Source organism: Kitasatospora sp. NPDC088134, from assembly GCF_044741705.1.
GTDB lineage: Bacteria > Actinomycetota > Actinomycetes > Streptomycetales > Streptomycetaceae > Kitasatospora.
In genome coordinates this window covers 40,539-55,172 of the sequence record NZ_JBIUTD010000033.1, presented here as the reverse complement: position 1 = coordinate 55,172, position 14,634 = coordinate 40,539, and the positions used below count along the sequence as shown (strand labels likewise).

General features: G+C 75.3%; 16 protein-coding genes and 1 pseudogene. 8 read left to right on the top strand and 9 right to left on the bottom strand.

Annotation, left to right across the window (positions count from 1 at the left end; translation table 11 throughout):
* Positions 1-52: 52 nt before the first annotated feature.
* Positions 53-562 carry a tyrosine-protein phosphatase gene (locus tag ACIOHG_RS33675; RefSeq protein WP_400956306.1) on the bottom strand — a complete coding sequence of 170 codons (510 nt, stop codon included), beginning with the start codon at positions 560-562 and terminating at the stop codon, positions 53-55.
* A 133-nt stretch (positions 563-695) separates the two neighbouring features.
* Here ACIOHG_RS33675 and ACIOHG_RS33670 point away from each other — a divergent pair, with 133 nt between their 5' ends.
* The 3 genes from ACIOHG_RS33670 (at position 696) to ACIOHG_RS33660 (ending at position 1,788) form a co-directional block, all read left to right on the top strand.
* A complete protein-coding gene (locus tag ACIOHG_RS33670; protein WP_400956305.1) occupies positions 696-914 on the top strand; it encodes a hypothetical protein in 219 nt (72 codons plus the stop codon).
* A gap of 86 nt (positions 915-1,000) precedes the next feature.
* A complete protein-coding gene (locus tag ACIOHG_RS33665) occupies positions 1,001-1,285 on the top strand; it encodes a hypothetical protein (RefSeq protein ID WP_400956304.1) in 285 nt (94 codons plus the stop codon).
* A gap of 176 nt (positions 1,286-1,461) precedes the next feature.
* The gene (locus tag ACIOHG_RS33660) at positions 1,462-1,788 is read left to right on the top strand and encodes a hypothetical protein (RefSeq protein WP_400956303.1); all 327 of its coding nucleotides are present in this window, start codon (positions 1,462-1,464) and stop codon (positions 1,786-1,788) included.
* Between the two features lie 225 nt (positions 1,789-2,013).
* Here ACIOHG_RS33660 and ACIOHG_RS33655 read toward each other — a convergent pair whose 3' ends face one another.
* Positions 2,014-2,385, bottom strand: a complete 372-nt coding sequence (locus ACIOHG_RS33655; RefSeq protein ID WP_400956301.1) for a hypothetical protein — start codon at positions 2,383-2,385, stop codon at positions 2,014-2,016.
* 89 nt (positions 2,386-2,474) lie between these two features.
* Here ACIOHG_RS33655 and ACIOHG_RS33650 point away from each other — a divergent pair, with 89 nt between their 5' ends.
* Both ACIOHG_RS33650 and ACIOHG_RS33645 read left to right on the top strand, forming a co-directional pair.
* Positions 2,475-2,801, top strand: coding sequence for an ArsR/SmtB family transcription factor (locus tag ACIOHG_RS33650; RefSeq protein WP_400956300.1), 327 nt, complete (start codon positions 2,475-2,477; stop codon positions 2,799-2,801).
* Between the two features lie 36 nt (positions 2,802-2,837).
* Positions 2,838-3,362: a hypothetical protein gene (locus ACIOHG_RS33645; RefSeq protein ID WP_400956298.1), complete on the top strand. Its 525-nt coding sequence runs from the start codon at positions 2,838-2,840 to the stop codon at positions 3,360-3,362.
* A 54-nt stretch (positions 3,363-3,416) separates the two neighbouring features.
* Here the strand turns inward: ACIOHG_RS33645 and glsA are convergent, their stop codons facing one another.
* The 3 genes from glsA to ACIOHG_RS33630 form a co-directional block, all read right to left on the bottom strand.
* A complete protein-coding gene (glsA, locus tag ACIOHG_RS33640) occupies positions 3,417-4,529 on the bottom strand; it encodes a glutaminase A (protein ID WP_400956296.1) in 1,113 nt (370 codons plus the stop codon).
* Positions 4,530-4,618: 89 nt separating this feature from the next.
* Positions 4,619-5,674: a PhlD gene (locus ACIOHG_RS33635; protein WP_400956294.1), complete on the bottom strand. Its 1,056-nt coding sequence runs from the start codon at positions 5,672-5,674 to the stop codon at positions 4,619-4,621.
* A gap of 32 nt (positions 5,675-5,706) precedes the next feature.
* The gene (locus ACIOHG_RS33630; RefSeq protein WP_400956293.1) at positions 5,707-5,844 is read right to left on the bottom strand and encodes a hypothetical protein; all 138 of its coding nucleotides are present in this window, start codon (positions 5,842-5,844) and stop codon (positions 5,707-5,709) included.
* A gap of 125 nt (positions 5,845-5,969) precedes the next feature.
* Here ACIOHG_RS33630 and ACIOHG_RS33625 point away from each other — a divergent pair, with 125 nt between their 5' ends.
* Positions 5,970-7,559 (top strand): multicopper oxidase family protein, encoded by a 1,590-nt coding sequence (locus tag ACIOHG_RS33625; RefSeq protein ID WP_400956292.1) that lies wholly within the window; start codon positions 5,970-5,972, stop codon positions 7,557-7,559.
* 10 nt (positions 7,560-7,569) lie between these two features.
* On the opposite strand, the gene ACIOHG_RS33620 is transcribed toward ACIOHG_RS33625, so the two are convergent.
* The 4 genes and pseudogenes from ACIOHG_RS33620 to ACIOHG_RS33605 all read right to left on the bottom strand — a co-directional run bounded on the left by ACIOHG_RS33620 (position 7,570) and on the right by ACIOHG_RS33605 (position 12,165).
* A complete protein-coding gene (locus ACIOHG_RS33620) occupies positions 7,570-8,589 on the bottom strand; it encodes a hypothetical protein (protein WP_400956290.1) in 1,020 nt (339 codons plus the stop codon).
* Positions 8,586-9,846, bottom strand: a pseudogene (locus tag ACIOHG_RS33615) (MFS transporter). Before ACIOHG_RS33615 ends, ACIOHG_RS33620 begins: the two are co-directional and overlap by 4 nt.
* 2 nt (positions 9,847-9,848) lie before the next feature.
* Positions 9,849-11,195, bottom strand: a complete 1,347-nt coding sequence (locus tag ACIOHG_RS33610) for a discoidin domain-containing protein (protein ID WP_400956289.1) — start codon at positions 11,193-11,195, stop codon at positions 9,849-9,851.
* A 286-nt stretch (positions 11,196-11,481) separates the two neighbouring features.
* Positions 11,482-12,165, bottom strand: a complete 684-nt coding sequence (locus ACIOHG_RS33605; RefSeq protein WP_400956287.1) for a molybdate ABC transporter substrate-binding protein — start codon at positions 12,163-12,165, stop codon at positions 11,482-11,484.
* A gap of 48 nt (positions 12,166-12,213) precedes the next feature.
* On the opposite strand from ACIOHG_RS33605, the gene ACIOHG_RS33600 reads away from it, so the two are divergent.
* Both ACIOHG_RS33600 and ACIOHG_RS33595 read left to right on the top strand, forming a co-directional pair.
* A complete protein-coding gene (locus ACIOHG_RS33600; RefSeq protein ID WP_400956285.1) occupies positions 12,214-13,014 on the top strand; it encodes an IclR family transcriptional regulator in 801 nt (266 codons plus the stop codon).
* Positions 13,015-13,174: 160 nt separating this feature from the next.
* Positions 13,175-14,377, top strand: a complete 1,203-nt coding sequence (locus tag ACIOHG_RS33595) for a 4-hydroxybenzoate 3-monooxygenase (RefSeq protein ID WP_400956283.1) — start codon at positions 13,175-13,177, stop codon at positions 14,375-14,377.
* Positions 14,378-14,634: the final 257 nt, after the last annotated feature.

The window sequence follows — 14,634 nt, the reverse complement described above, 5'->3', positions numbered from 1 at the left end:
TCAGCCGTGCAGGTCAGCCGTGCAGGTCAGCCGTGCAGGTCAGCCGTGCAGGTCAGCCGTGCAGGCCGGTGAGCAGCCGGGCGATGTCGAGGCCGGAGCGCAGGTAGTCCTGGAAGGTCTCGTTGGTGAGCGCCCGGGGCGAGCGGCGCTGCCGCAGCAGGCGGACGGCCTCCTCCCGGTCGTGGCCGAGCGAGAGCAGCGCCTGGGCGACGACCAGTCCGGAGCGGTTGTGGCCGGAGTGGCAGCGCACCAGCACCGTCCGCTCCTCCGCGAGGGCCCGCACGACGGCCTCGGCGAGGCGCTGGACGGCGCCGATCTGATCGGCCGTCAGCGGGGCGTCGGGCAGTTCGGCGACCAGGTGCTCGACCCCGCCGTCGGGCCCGTGCCCGGGCCGCACGTACAGGCTGACCACCAGGTCGAACTCGGCCTCCACCACGACGGGCCGGAGCTCCCCGGCCGGGTCGGTCCAGTAGTGCCCGCCGATCCACAGCCCGGGCACCACCTCGTCCCACGGCGCCCCCGGCTCCCGCCCGTCCCGGTCCCGCTGCCGCGTCCTGGCCACCCGTCCCCCTCGACCCTGTTCCTGCCGTCACCCGGTCAACGCGCGGAGATCGCCGGGCGGTTCCCGCGCGGGGCGCCCCGCCGAGGCCCGAAACCGTTCGCGGCGGCACCGGCCCCTGCGGGATGCTCGGCCCGTGGTCCTGATCGCCGACGGGGTGACCCCGGTGCCCCGGATGTTCCTGCTCGACGGGTTCCTGCTCCGCCCCGACTTCCGGGTCGAGTTGGACGGTCCGCTGTTCGTCGCGGCCGGCGACCGGCTCTCCCACCGGGACGGCGCTCTCGTGCTGACCCGCCCCACCGGCGAGCAGCGCCGGTACCCGGTCCGCGACGCCCACTCGATCTGCCGCCGATGACCGCGGCCCCGGTGTGTCCGGCCGTCCTGCAACCGCCGGCCTGGCCCCGGCAGACGCCGGGCGCTGCGCCGGCCCGGGCCCTGGCGGTGCCGCGCATCGATGTCGGCGCTCTGGTCCGCGACCACCTGCGCCGGGACACCGCCCTGGGGCCCGGGCCGCCCCTGGACGGCGTGCTGCACCTGCACCAGCACCTGCACCAGCGCCTGCCCGGACTCGTACGCCGCCGTGACGGGGCGCGGAGGGAGGCCGTCGCCCGGCACTACGCGGGGCAGGGGCTCCTCGTCGGGGTCGACGCCGTCGACGACCCCGGGGAGACGGCCGGCCGCGCGCTCGCCGCGCTCCGGCGGCACCGGCGGTTCCACCGGACCTGACGGGGCGTCACCGTGCGCGCCGGAGCGCTCGATACCTGTTTCTGGGGCCTCGGAGCCTGCAGGGCCGGCAGCCGGGCAAGCTGGCCGGGATTGGACTTATGTCTCCCGGGCGCGGCCCCCGACGATGGCCGGAAGTCTTCGAGCGGGGGGAACTGATGAGGCGTCCGACAACTGCCGTGGCCGTGGTCGGTCTGCTGCTGGCTCTGACGGCCTGCCAGTCGGGGGCGGCGTCCGGCAAGGTCCGGGGCACCGACGCCGAGTTGGCCTGTGCGGCCGTGAGCCGGCTGCCGGAACGGATGCCCACCGCCGACGGCGGGAAGGAATTCGACATCGCGCTGGCCCGCCTCTACGGCGCCGAGGTGCTGGCCAAGGCGGCGGCCCTGGCGGACGCCAAGTTCCAGCCGCTCGCCGACGCCCTGAAGGAGGCGCACGACCTGTTCAACGTGACCTCCGACCCCCAAAGGGCCGACCCGGCCATCAAGAAGGCCCGGACGTACTGCTGAGTGCTGTTCCTGCGCCCTCGGACCCTGCGGGGGCGGTGGCCCAGTACCAGGTGGGCCGAGAGCCGAGGTGAAGGTCTCCCCCGAGGAGCGCCCCGCGCGTCCCGCGCACCCCGGCAGTTCCGTTCGCCGAACGGTCACGGTGACCGTTCGGCGAACGCTCCCGCAGACTTCGCGTTCCGGGCGGTGGTTGGTCGGCCCACTGCTCCGGAGGTCAGGAACAGGTGTTCAGGCCCCTTCCCCGGCCGTCGCGTCCGTCTGCGCAGGGGTGCCGAACTGCACGTACTCGACGACGGCGCCGCCCGGGTGGCGGAGGGTCGCGTTGCGGCCGGTGGGCACGGCGTTGGGGCCGTCCAGCACGGTGCCGGTGGGGAGGACGGCCTCCAGGTCGTCGACCAGGACGGTCGCCTGGGTCTCCCGGTACGGGGCGAGGGCTTCGGGGGTGCCGGCAATCAGCAGGAAGCCGCCGACCCGGGCCAGTTCCAGGTCGCGGTAGGGGAAGCGCAGCCGGGCGGGCTCCCCGGCGAGGGCGGTGAAGGTCGGCAGGGCGGTGTCCAGGTCGTCCACGTAGATGCGGGCCAGGGTGGCGAGCGCGGGCATGGCGGGACCTCCGGGGGGAGTAGTGGTCGGCGTCGGACTGATCATTTCGACTTTCCCGAAACGTCGAAACGATCGGCATACTACGGGGTATGGCGGAGGACATGGAACTGGCCGCGGTGCTGCACGCGTTGGGCGACCCGGTGCGGCTGGCGCTGGTGCGGCGGATGGCCGAACTCGGCGAGAGCGCGTGCAGCCCGGACGGCCTGGCCGTGCCGCGCTCCACCCTCTCCAACCACTGGCGCATCCTGCGCGAGGCCGGCCTGACGACCACCCGGCCGGAGGGCAAGAACCGCATCATGGCGCTGCGCCGGAGCGAACTGGACGCCCGCTTCCCGGGCCTGCTGGCCGCGGTGCTGGGGGAAACCGGCCCCGGGCGGCCCCGGTCTGATGACGCATCAGGACGATCCCCGAACTGAAGTACGGACCGCGGGCCGCGCGGCTAGGGTGGCGCGATGAGCATCGGGACGGTGGCCATCGCGGTGACGGGCGTGGCGGGGACGCTGGGGGCCGCGCTGCTGACCCAGTGGGGCGCGGAGCGCAACAAGCGGCGCGAGCTCGAACTCGCCCGCGCCTTCCAGGAGTCCAGGGAGAGCGTGGCGCTGCGCCGGGACTGCTACACCCGGCTGTACCGGGACGCCCGGCAGTTCGCCACCGCCCTCAACCGGCACCTGCACGTGCTGCGCGAGCGGGACCCGGCGGAGCCGGACCTCCGGGCCCTGGAGGAGGCCAAGGACGCGCACCGCAACCACTGGTCGGAGACCCTGATGGTGGCCCCGGACCGGGTGATCGTCGCGGGCGACGCCGCCAACCACGCCCTGACCGAGGTCTACGCCACCGTCAAGCGCCTGGAGCAGGGCCGCGCCCTGCCCGGCGAGACCCCGGACTCGGCCGCCGCGGCGCAGCGCGAACTGTGGGAGCTGATCAAGGCGATGCGCCACGCGATGCGCCACGACCTGGGCGTGGCCAGCGAGTTCTGACCCCGCCGGGGGCCCGGGCGGGTCGAGGGCGGACGGGCGCGGGCCGGCTCCGGGTCACTCCGCCGGGCCGCTGGGAACCGGGCCCGCGGCGGCTTGCCCCGGGGCGGCCGGGTGCGGGGTGGAGGCGAAGAGGTTGAGGCCGAGGGCGCCGGAGAGGTGGTGGGTGACGCGTTGGCCGCGGACGCTGTTGCCGGCGTCGTCGAGGCGGGGGGAGAAGACGGCGATGCCGCCCTTGCCGGGGGCGACGGTGACGATGCCGCCGGAGACGCCGCTCTTGCCGGGCATGCCGACCTCGTAGAGCCAGTCGCCGCTGTGTTCGTAGAGGCCCGCGGTGGCCAGGGCGGCGAGGGTGTCGCGGCAGACCTCCGGGGAGACGACGCTCTCGCCGGTGAGCGGGTTGACGCCGCCGCCGGCCAGGGTGGCGCCCATCACGGCGAGGTCCCGGGTGGAGACGGCGAGCGAGCACTGCCGGGTGTAGAGGTCGGTGGTGGTGACGGGGTCGCGGGCCAGCGCGCCGTAGCTGTCGAGCAGCCGGGCGATCGACTCGTTGCGCTGGTTGGTGGCGGACTCGGAGGCGTACACCTCGGCGTCGAGGGCCAGTTCGCGGCCGGCGAACCGGGACAGGCCGCGCCGGACGAACTCCCAGCGCTGCTCGGGCGTCTCGCCGGGCACCAGCGCGGTGGTGGCCAGGGCCCCGGCGTTGACCAGCGGGTTCATCGGGCGGCCGTGGTTGAGTTCGACGGCCAGCACCGAGTTGAACGGCAGCCCGGTGCTGTTGACGCCGATCCGGCGGCGGACGGTCTCGTGGCCGAGTTCCTGGTCGACCAGGGCGAAGACGAAGGCCTTGGAGATCGACTGGATCGAGAACCGGTGGTCGGCGTCGCCCGCGGCGTGCACGGTGCCGCCGACGTGCGCGACGGCGACGCCGAACAGGTCGGGGTCGGCGGCGGCCAGCACGGGGATGTAGTCGGCGACCTGCCCGCGCCGGTCGTCGCGGAACCGCCGCAGCACCGCGGTGAGCGCCGCCTCGACGGCCGCGCGGGGCGGGAGCGTCCCGGTGGAGACCGCGGCCTGCGCGGTGCGGGTGTCGACCACGTCCTGCGGGTCGTGGATGACGCCGAGGCTCGGTGCACCGGGCGCCTGCGGGTCGTGGGTCGTGCGCTCCATCGGGCACCGTCCGTTCGTCCGTCCCGGTCGCCCGGGCCCTGCCCCGTCGTCCCCATCCTGCCGGTGCCGGGGCGGGCCCGCCCCGGGCGTCAGGCCGTCCAGGTGGTGAGCAGGGCGGCGGCGGTGACGCCGGGGCCGAGGCCGAAGACCAGGCCGTGGTCGCCGGGGCGGGGCGGGGTGCGGTGGGTGCGGTCGAGGACGGAGAAGAGGGTGGCGCCGCCGAGGTTGCCCTCCTCGGCGAGGACGTCGCGGGAGTGCCGGACGAACTCCTCGTCGACGCCGAGCACCTTGCCGAGCCGGGTGAGGATGGCGGGGCCGCCGGGGTGCAGGACGCCGAAGTCGAGCGGCCCCTCGGTGTTCCGGTCGAGCCAGTCGCGCAGCGCGGGGGCGAGGTCGGTGACGGAGCGCAGCGAGTCGCGGGTGGAGGAGAAGTGGTCGCCGCGCTCGTCGGTGACCTTGCGGTAGCGCTCGACGGTGCCGGGGAGGGTGTACTCCCAGGTGTGGTCGACCCGCAGGGTGGGGCCGGGGCCGAGCGGGCGGGCGGCGACCAGGGTGGCGGAGACCAGGTCGCCCCAGAGCGCCTTGTAGATCTGGTCCTCCAGGGTGCGGGCGCTGTCCTGGTAGAGCGCGGAGAGGAATTCGCCGACCAGCACCAGCACGGTGTGCCCGGGGTGCCGGGCGAGGTGCTCCTCGGCCATCACCAGGGCGAGCGCGCCGCCCGCGCAGGCGGCCTGGGTGGTGCTGCGGATGCGGGTGTCGGGGCGCAGGCCCAGGTCGTTGAGCAGGTGGACGCCGAGGCCGGGGACCTTGTCGGCGGTGGCGCTGGAGACGATCACGCAGTCGAGGTCGGCGGGGGCGAGTCCGGTGTCGGCGAGGACGGCGCGGGCGGCCCCGGCGGCGGCGCGGCGGACGGTGTCGAAGGTGTCGTCCTTGCGCCGCCGGGTGCTGCGCTCGCCGACGATCTCCTCGTAGGGGGCGAGGTAGCGGCGAGTGCCGGGCAGGTTGCCGAGCGCCTTGCGGATGGTCTCGCGCTGCGGGTGGTCGGGGTTGCGGGCCAGGATGTCCTCGCGGATCCGGGCGGCGTCCACCACGTGCGGTCCGGGCACCAGCGCGGGGCGGGTGATGTACACGGGTGCGCAGCTCATCGGCGGTTCCTCGTCTCGGGTGTGACGGGTCGTCAGGCGGGCCCCGGCTCCGACCGGCCCCGGCAGCCCCGGCGGAGGACGTCGGCGGAGCCGGCCTCGGGGTCGAGCAGGACGTGTTCGCGGACCAGGTCGACCCCGACGACCCGGGCCACCACCATGCTGCCGGGCACCGCGCCGCCCCGCAGCACGGCGGTCGTGGCGGAGCGGGGGCGGGGCGCTGCGCCGAACGGGGTGATCGCGGGGCGGTGCCGCGCGCCGCCCCGCGCTCGCGGGGCGGCGGCATAGATTCCCGGGCATGGGAGAGCATGGCGGTGTCGGCCGCCGGTCGGTGTTGCGGGCCGCTGCGGCGGTCGGTCTGGTGGCGGCCGAGGGGCTGTGGGCCGGGCGGCGGGCGGTGGCGGCCGGGGGTGGTTTTCCGCAGCCGGCGGTGGTGTCGGCGGGGCGCTCGGGGCGGTTGGAGCACACCCTGGACGTCCGGTTCGCGGAGGTCCGGGTGCCGGGCCTGGGCACGGTGGTCACCCGGGCGTACGGCGGGACGCTGCCGGGGCCGACGCTGCGGGTGCGCGGCGGCGACACGCTGGTCCTGACGCACGTCAACGGGCTGCCGCCGGACCCGCCGCACACCGGGGGCTGCAACACTCCGCACCGGCCGAACAGCTTCAACCTGCACACCCACGGGATGCACGTCTCCCCCGCGGGGTGCGCCGACAACGTGCTGCGGGTGTTCGCCCCGCGCACGGCGGAGCAGGTCGCGGCCGGCGCCCCGGAGCCGCGCTACGCCTCGGTGGTGCACGTCCCGGCCGACCATCCCGCCGGGACGTACTGGTACCACCCGCACCTGCACGGCTCCACGGCCGAGCAGCTGGCGGGCGGCATGGCCGGGGTGATCGTGGTGGCGGGCGACGTGGACGAGGTGCCGGAGATCGCGGCCGCCGCCGACCTGGTGGTGTGCGTCAACGAGCTCAAGCTCAAGGGCGGCCGGGTGCCGGCGTTCAGCTCGGGCGGCTGGCTGAACGGCGTCCCGTCGGTGTTCACCGTCAACGGGGCGGTGAACCCGGCGCTGCGGCTGCGCCCGGACGAGGTGCAGCGCTGGCGGCTGGTCGCCGCGACCGGCTTCACTGGCCTGCGGCTGCGGCTGGTCGGGGACGGTGCGGCCCCGACGGTGCACCAGATCGCCCAGGACGGCATCGCGTTCGCCCGGCCGGTGGCGGTGGACGCGGTGGAGCTGTCGATGGGCAACCGGGCCGACGTGCTGGTGCGCGGCGGCGCGCCGGGCCGGTACGAGCTGCGGGCGGACGGGGTGCCGGGGCCGCTGCTGACGGTGGAGGTGGCCGGTCCGGCGGTGCGGCCGCCGATGGGGCTGCCGGCCGCGCTGCCGCCGGGGCGGCCGTTCCTCGACGAGCGGGACGTCACCGACCCGGGCGCCTGCCGCGAAGTGGTGTTCCACGCCGACCCGGGGGTGTTCCCGGAGCCGTTCCCGAACGCCTTCCGGATGCTGGGCAGCGGGGCGACGCCCGCCGCCGACCCGGCCGGGGACCCGGCCCGCGACCCGGCGTACGGGCTGTTCGACCCCGGCTTCACCAACCACACACTGCGGCTGGGCGCGGTGGAGCGCTGGACGGTGCGCAGCGGCGAGTCGCTGCCCGCCTTCCACCACCCCTTCCACCTGCACACCAACCCGGTGCTGGTGACCCACCGGGACGGGCGGCGGCTCGACCCGCCGGTCTGGCACGACACGGTCGGCCTGGCGGGGGGCCGCCCCGGGGAGTCGGTGACCTTCCTGGTCCGGTACGAGGACTTCACCGGCCGGACGGCCGCCCACTGCCACCAGCTCCACCACGGGGACCTCGGCATGATGCAGACCGTCGAGTACGTCGACCGCTGAGCCCCCGGGGTTACGACACGGCGTCCGGGGAGGAGGCGCCGGGGACGCGCAGGGCGGGGGCGCCGGAGCCGTCGGCGGGGACGGTCCAGAGGTCGGTGCCGCGCCCGTTGCCGTTGGGGAGGGCGTAGCCGAGGGTGGCGCCGTCCAGCCAGGCGGCCTGGTCGTCGACGCTGCGGGTCTCGGCGACGGGGTGTTCGCGCAGGTCGGCGAGGTCGAGGACGTACAGCCGCCAGGGGGCGGCGGGGTCGTCGGAGACCTTCTTCTTGAAGGCGATCCGGGTGCCGTCCGGGGAGAGCGACGGGCACTCGACGTTCTCCCGCAGGGTGTGCGCGGACCAGGCGGCGAGGTCGCCCTCGATCAGGTGGGTGCGGCCGCCGGTGGAGACGGTGGCGTAGAAGCGGTTGTCGTCGGCCGCGAAGCTCACGCCCCAGTAGTTGACGTCGGCGGCGTGGTAGCGGGTGCCGTCCATGGTCAGCGGGATGTTCTCGATCGACTTGATCAGGTAGCCGGTGCGCAGGTCGAGCACCGAGGTGCGGGTGGAGAAGCCGCTGACGGCGTAGGAGTCGCCGACCGCGAAGGCCGTCCAGGAGAGCAGGTGGCCGGAGGCGGAGACCCGGGCCCGGTTCGGGATGCCGGGGACGGTGATGCTCTGCAGCTGGGTGAACGTCCGGTCGTAGACGACGGCTTCGGTGCGGGCGGGGGTGCCGGGCAGGGCGCGCAGGCACAGGGCGCGGTCGCCGCCGGCGTAGAAGCGTTCGCAGGACGGGCCGGCGGCGGGGCCGCCCTCGCGGGCGACCCGTCCGGTGGCGGCGTCCCGGTAGTAGAGGCCGGGCCGGTCGAGGGTGAAGGAGGCGTCGGCGGCGACGGCGCGGTGCGGGCCGCCGCGGGCGCGGGCGTGCAGCACGTAGCCGAGCGAGCCGCCGAGCAGGGCGAGCACGGCGACGCCGAGCACCACCAGGCGCAGCAGCGGGACCTGACGGCCCGTCGGCTCCTCCTGGACCGCCGCTTCGGGCGTGTCGACCGTGGTCATGGGGTCTTCCCTTCGGGCAGGACGCGCCGGGCGGCGACCAGGGCGGCGGCCAGGGCGAGCGCGGCGGCGGCGAGGGCGGGGCGGGTGCCCCACCAGGTCCAGGCGGCGCCGAAGCCGGCGGCGCCGACCAGGCGGGCCAGGGCCTGTCCGGTCTGGACGACGGCGAGTCCGCCGGCCCGGCCGGCGGCGGGCAGGACGGGCCCGGCCAGCGCCATCAGGACGCCGTCGGTGGCGGCGTAGAACACGCCGAGCAGGACGAGCACCAGGAGCAGGGTGGCCCAGCCGGCGGGGGCGAGCAGCACCAGGTAGCCGGCCAGTAGGGCGAGGTGCCCGGCCAGGAACGGGGCGCGCCGGCCGGTGCGGTCGGCGAGCCGTCCGGCGGGGACGGCGAGCAGCAGGTAGCAGGCGGCGGAGCCGAGCGGCAGCAGCGGGAAGAGTTCGGCGGGCAGGTCGAGGACGCGCTGCAGCAGCAGGTAGAGGAAGGAGTCGCCGACGGTGGCGGCGCCGAGCAGCGCGGCGGCGGCGGTGATCCGGCGCAGCGCGGGGTCGGCGAGCAGCTGACGGACCGTCGGCCGGTCGGCGGGCCGTGCAGGGGTGGTCCGGGCGGGCGCGGCCGGGTCGTGGGCGCCGTCGCGGACGAACAGCGCCAGCACCAGCACGCCGAGCAGGCCGGTGGCGAAGGAGACCACGAAGACGGCGTCGTAGGCGTCGGCGGTGGCCCAGAGCACGGCGAAGGCGACCAGCGGGCCGAGCAGGGCGCCGGTGGTGTCCATGGCGCGGTGCACGCCGAAGGCCCGGCCGAGGTGCTCGGGGGGTGTGCTGAGCGAGATCATCGCGTCCCGGGGGGGCGGTGCGGACGCCCTTGCCGAGGCGGTCGGCGGCGAGCGCGGCGGCGATGCCGGTGGCGGCGCCGCCGGCCAGCAGCAGGCCGAGCCGGGAGAGCGCGGAGAGCAGGTAGCCGGCGCCGGCGACGTGCTTGTGCCGGCCGCCGCCGCGGTCGGCGAGCCGCCCGCCGAGCAGCCGCACCAGGGCGGTGGCGCCGTTGAACATGCCGTCGAGGAAGCCGAATTGGAGGGGCGACAGGCCGAGGCCCAGCACCAGGTAGAGCGGCAGCACGGCGGTGACCATCTCGGAGGAGACGTCGGTGACCAGGCTGACCGCCCCGAGCGCGAGGACGGTGCCGGGGACCCGCCGCCCCGCCCCGGTGGCGGGGCGGGACGGCGCGTCCGTGCGGCGGCCGGTGGTGGCCAGGTACATCATCAGTGGCAGGTGTAGTTCGGGCTGGTGTCCTTGACCTGGCCGTCGGTGCCGACGTAGGTCCAGCTGTAGCCGTTGTCGGTGAAGTCGAGCTTCAGGACGCCGTAGTCGCCGCTGATCCGCTTCTGGCTGTTGGGCTGGACCTGCTCGATCGGGTAGGGCTCGGCGCCGCCCATGCCGCCGACGATCTCGACCAGGCCGTCGGCGGTGGCCTTGCCGTCCGGGTCCTGCGGGGCGAAGCGCTCGTAGTGGTGGTCGTGGCCGTTCAGGACCAGGTCGGCCTTGGCGGCGTAGAGGATCTTCCAGACCGGCTTGGAGACCGGGTCGTTGCCGTGGCCGCCGGAGGAGTAGAGCGGGTGGTGCCAGTAGGCGGCGATGCACTTCTTGCTGTTGGCGGCGAGGTCGGCCTTCAGCCAGTCGATCTGGGCGCTCTGGTCGAAGGAGTTGGAGTCCAGGGCGAGGAAGTGCCAGTTGCCCTGGTCGTAGCTGTAGTAGCTCTTGCCCTGCGGGTAGGCGATCGAGCCGAAGTACGACTTGTAGCCGGACAGCGAGCCGGCCGGGTCGTAGGTCTCGTGGTTGCCGGGGATCGGGTGGGTCTTCGCCTTGAAGGCGCCCCAGGTCTTGTCGTAGTAGTTCTTGAAGTCCGAAAGGCGGGCGTCGTCGTACTGGTTGTCGCCCATGGTGATGTAGAACGCCGGGTTGATCTGCTGGGCGAGCTTGGCGGTCTTCGGGTGGGCGCAGCCGCTGTCGGCGGCGGTGCACTGGGCGGCGATGTCGCCGGCCGCGACGACGGTGAACGCGCCGGTGGGCGGCGGGGTGCTGCCGCTGGGCGACGGGCTCGGGGTGGTGCCGCCGTCGGGGGTGCCGTAGACCTCCATCTCGTACAGCGAGTAGCCGTACGAGGTGCCGCGGGCGGTGCCGTACATCCGGACGTAGCGGCCCTTGCCGGTCAGGCCGGTGAACTCGTCGGTGCCGCCGTTGCCGGCCTTCTCGGTGGCGACGGCGGTCCAGGCGACCGCGTCGGCGGAGACCTCCAGCCGGTAGCCCTTGGCGTAGGCGGCCTCCCAACTGAGCTTGATCCGCGAGACGTTGGCACTGGCCCCGAGGTCGACCTGCAGCCACTGCGGGTCCTTGCCCTCGGCGCTGGCCCACCGGGTGCTGGTGCTGCCGTCGAACGCCTTCCCGGCGGCGTACGAGGAGCTCTCGGTGGAGGAGGCCGTGGCGGCCTTGCCCTTGGAGAGCAGCGGGTCGGCCGCGGCTCCCGCGCGCTGGGACCAGCCGAGCAGCAGTCCTCCGAGTAGCGCGAGCACGGCGGCGTACACGCCGATCCGGGCTCGTCGGGCCGTCATTCCCTGGTGCATCTGAACTCCCTGACCTGGAACGGAGAGAGCTGGACGCCGGCGCACGCCGTGAAGCGGCCGCACCGGAGGAGCGGTGACCGCACACCACCGCGGCGGCCGGGTCAGAGCTCTCACTGAGCGCGTCACGCCCCATCCGGTGCGGGCGCCGCGCCGAGCCGCCGGGAGTGAGAGTAGTAGAAAGTAAAGTTTCCTTCCAGTACTGGCAATAATCGAACTTTCGTGCGGCACAGGGGTGTTCGTCACTCCGGGTGACGCCGACCGGCCCGACGGGACGTCAGCTCCGCCCGTCCTCGCACGGGTGCATGCCGCGCCGCGCGGCGACGGTACCGGCCTCCGGGGAGGCGAGGAGGGCGAGCAGGGTGCGGGCCGGGCCGGGGGCGGGGGCGGTGGTGAGGACGGCGGCGGCGAAGCGGGAGGTGATGGCGGTGTCGCCGGGGAGCGGGCCGAGGACGCGGACGTCCGGGAGGGTGGCGAGTTCGCTGTGCTGCTGGAAGGCCACCGTGGCGGTGCCGTCCCGGAGCAGGTGGCCGGCCGGGACGCCGGGCGGGGCCTGCACCAGGCGGATCCCGTCCGCCAGGCCGAGCCGTTCGACCAGGGCGCGCAGGGCGGTGCCGCTCGGGCCGGTGGAGTGGGCGACGCCGTCGGCGGTGCGCAGCAGGGCCCGCAGGTCGGCGGTGTCGGCGAGGGCGACCGGCGGCGCGTCGGCGGCGACGGCGGCGACCGTCTGCGACTCCCAGAGCACCCGGGGCCGCTCCGCCAGCCCTTCGGCGTGCAGCGCGGCCAGCGCGTCGGCGGCGAGCACCGCGAGGTCGGCCCGGGCCCCCGCCCGGATCCGGCGGGCCACCTCGACACCGCCGCCGGCCTCGATCCGGACGGGCGCGCCGCGCCGGCCCAGCAGCGGGGCGAGCGCGTCCAGGGCGGGTCGGACGGCCATCGAGGTGAGGGCGAGCAGGGCCATCGGGAACTCCTCCGGTACTGGTCAGGGGTGGTCTGCGAGACTGGCGGGATGGACGGAGCGGGCGGAACGGACGCGGTGGGCACCGGTGCGGAGCGGGTCTCGGCCGCCGGGAAGGTGCTGCGGGTGCTGGCGGCGTTCGACCGCGAGCACCCGTCCCGGACGCTGTCGGAGATCGCCCGGTGCGCCGGCCTGGCGGTCAGCACCGCGCACCGGGTGGTGGCCGAACTCGCCGCCTGGGGCGCGCTGGAGCGGGCCGAGGACGGGGCCTGGCACGTCGGGCTGCGGCTGTGGGAGATCGCCTCGGGCTGCCCGCGCACCCAGATCCTGCGGGACGCGGCGCTGCCGTTCATGCAGGACCTGTACGAGGCCACCCACGAGAACATCCAGCTGGCGGTCCGCGAGGGCACCGAGCTGGTCTTCGTGGAGCGGATCGCCGGGCACCGCTCGGTGGAGCTGCTGACCATGGTGGGCACCCGGTTCCCGGTCGCCTCGACCGGGATGGGCCGGGTGCTGCTGGCGTACGCGCCGCGCGAGTTCCAGGAGGAGGTGCTGGCGGAGCCGCTGCGCGCCTGGACCGGGCACACCGTCACCGACCCGCGGGTGCTGCGGGCGCAGCTGGACCTGATCCGGCGCGAGCAGGTCTTCGTGAGCGACCGTCAGCTCTCCGACAGCACGGTCGCGGTGGCCGCGCCGGTCCGGATCGGGCGGACCGGGCCGGTGGGCGCGGCGCTCGGCATCGTGGTGGCGGCGCGCGGCGCGGAGCGGGCGCGGGGGCTGCGGGAGCCGCTGCTGCGGGCGGTGCACGGGATCTCCGAGGAACTGGGGCGGCGGGCCCGGACGGCGCTGTAGTCCGGAGTCTGCGGCACGGGCGTCCCCGCCGACGGCGGCTTTCCGCCAGGCGGAAAGGGTGCGGACGGCGGGTGCGGCGGGCTGTCAACGTTCGGGGCGTGCCCGGTCGGCCTGCCGCCCCGGGTGCGGAAACCCTCCCCCGCCGTGCCCTGGAGCCGTCATGCCCGAATCCGTTGTCGATACCGTCACCGAGGTGCCCGTCGCGGTGGTCGGCGCGGGACCGGCCGGGCTGATGCTGGCCCACCTGCTGGGCCGGGCCGGGGTCGAGGCGGTGGCGCTGGACCTGCGCACCCGGGCGGAGATCGAGACCACCCACCGGGCCGGCATCCTGGAGGCCGGCGCGGTCCGGGACCTGGTGGAGACCGGGGTGGGCGACCGCGTCCTGCGCGAGGGCCACGAGCACGAGGGCACCGAACTGCGCTTCGGCGGCCGCCCGCACCGGATCGACTTCCGGGCGCTGGTCGGCGCCTCGGTGTGGCTGTACCCGCAGACCGAGGTCTTCGTCGACCTGGCGAACGCCCGCGAACGGGACGGCGGGACGGTGCACTTCGGCGTCCGCGACACCGAGGTGCTGGACGTCGACACCGCCGCGCCCCGGGTCCGGTACACCGCCGCGGACGGGACCCGGCACGAGCTCCGGGCCCGCTACGTGGTCGGCGCGGACGGCTCGCGCAGCACCTGCCGGGGCCTGGTCCCGGAGCGGCTGCGCACCCGCTATGGCACCGAGTACCCGTTCGCCTGGTTCGGGGTGATGGCCCAGGCCCCGGCCAGCGCACCCGAGTTGGTGTACGCGCACTCCGCGCACGGCTTCGCGCTGATCAGCCAACGAACCGCCGACGTGCAGCGGATGTACTTCCAGTGCGACCCGCACGAGCGGACCGAGGACTGGTCGGACGAACGGATCTGGGAGACCCTGCAGGCTCGGGTCGCCGGGGAGGACGGCTTCCGCCTCACCGAGGGCCCGATCCTGGAGCGGGCGGTGCTGCGGTTCCGCTCCTTCGTCCAGGAGCCGATGCGCTGGGGCTCCCTCCTGCTGGCCGGCGACGCCGCCCACACCGTCCCCCCGACCGGCGCCCGCGGCCTCAACCTCGCCCTGCACGACGTCAAGGTCCTCGCCCCCGTCCTGCTCCGCGCCCTCGGCCCCGAGGGCGACGCCGCCCTCGCCGACTACCAGCCCCTGGCCCTGCGCCGGGTCTGGCGCGCCCAGCACTTCTCCTCCTGGCTGACCCGCCTCCTGCACACCGCCCCGGACGCCACCCCCTTCGACCGCCACCGCCAACTCGGCGAACTCGACTCCCTGGTCAACACCCGCGCCGGCCGCACCTACCTCGCCGAGCAGTACACCGGCTGGCCCACCCCCTGACCCCGCCTGCAGCCGCGCAGCGCGAACCGACCTCCCTCGCCCACGAGTCGCCCGAGCACTTCCCCGCGACCCCCACCGCCCCGACCGCGCGCAGCGCGAACCTCCCCCCGTCCTCCCGTGCCGCGCGCAGCGCGAACGGATCCGCTCCCGCCCACGAGTTGCTTCAGCACTTCACCGACCACCCCTCACCCACCACCCCGGCCGCGCGCAGCGCGAACCTCCCCCGCCCCCTCGGCCCGCACGCAGCGCGAACAGAA

Excerpts from the sequence above, each read along its gene's own strand:
- ACIOHG_RS33650 (WP_400956300.1), top strand. The coding sequence starts at position 2,475 with ATGGCGGAGGACATGGAACTGGCCGCGGTGCTGCACGCGTTGGGCGAC.
- glsA (WP_400956296.1), bottom strand. The coding sequence starts at position 4,529 with ATGGAGCGCACGACCCACGACCCGCAGGCGCCCGGTGCACCGAGCCTC.
- ACIOHG_RS33605 (WP_400956287.1), bottom strand. The coding sequence starts at position 12,165 with ATGGCCCTGCTCGCCCTCACCTCGATGGCCGTCCGACCCGCCCTGGAC.
- ACIOHG_RS33655 (WP_400956301.1), bottom strand. The coding sequence starts at position 2,385 with ATGCCCGCGCTCGCCACCCTGGCCCGCATCTACGTGGACGACCTGGAC.
- ACIOHG_RS33600 (WP_400956285.1), top strand. The coding sequence starts at position 12,214 with ATGGACGGAGCGGGCGGAACGGACGCGGTGGGCACCGGTGCGGAGCGG.
- ACIOHG_RS33625 (WP_400956292.1), top strand. The coding sequence starts at position 5,970 with ATGGGAGAGCATGGCGGTGTCGGCCGCCGGTCGGTGTTGCGGGCCGCT.
- ACIOHG_RS33610 (WP_400956289.1), bottom strand. The coding sequence starts at position 11,195 with ATGACGGCCCGACGAGCCCGGATCGGCGTGTACGCCGCCGTGCTCGCG.
- ACIOHG_RS33645 (WP_400956298.1), top strand. The coding sequence starts at position 2,838 with ATGAGCATCGGGACGGTGGCCATCGCGGTGACGGGCGTGGCGGGGACG.
- ACIOHG_RS33620 (WP_400956290.1), bottom strand. The coding sequence starts at position 8,589 with ATGACCACGGTCGACACGCCCGAAGCGGCGGTCCAGGAGGAGCCGACG.
- ACIOHG_RS33595 (WP_400956283.1), top strand. The coding sequence starts at position 13,175 with ATGCCCGAATCCGTTGTCGATACCGTCACCGAGGTGCCCGTCGCGGTG.
- ACIOHG_RS33635 (WP_400956294.1), bottom strand. The coding sequence starts at position 5,674 with ATGAGCTGCGCACCCGTGTACATCACCCGCCCCGCGCTGGTGCCCGGA.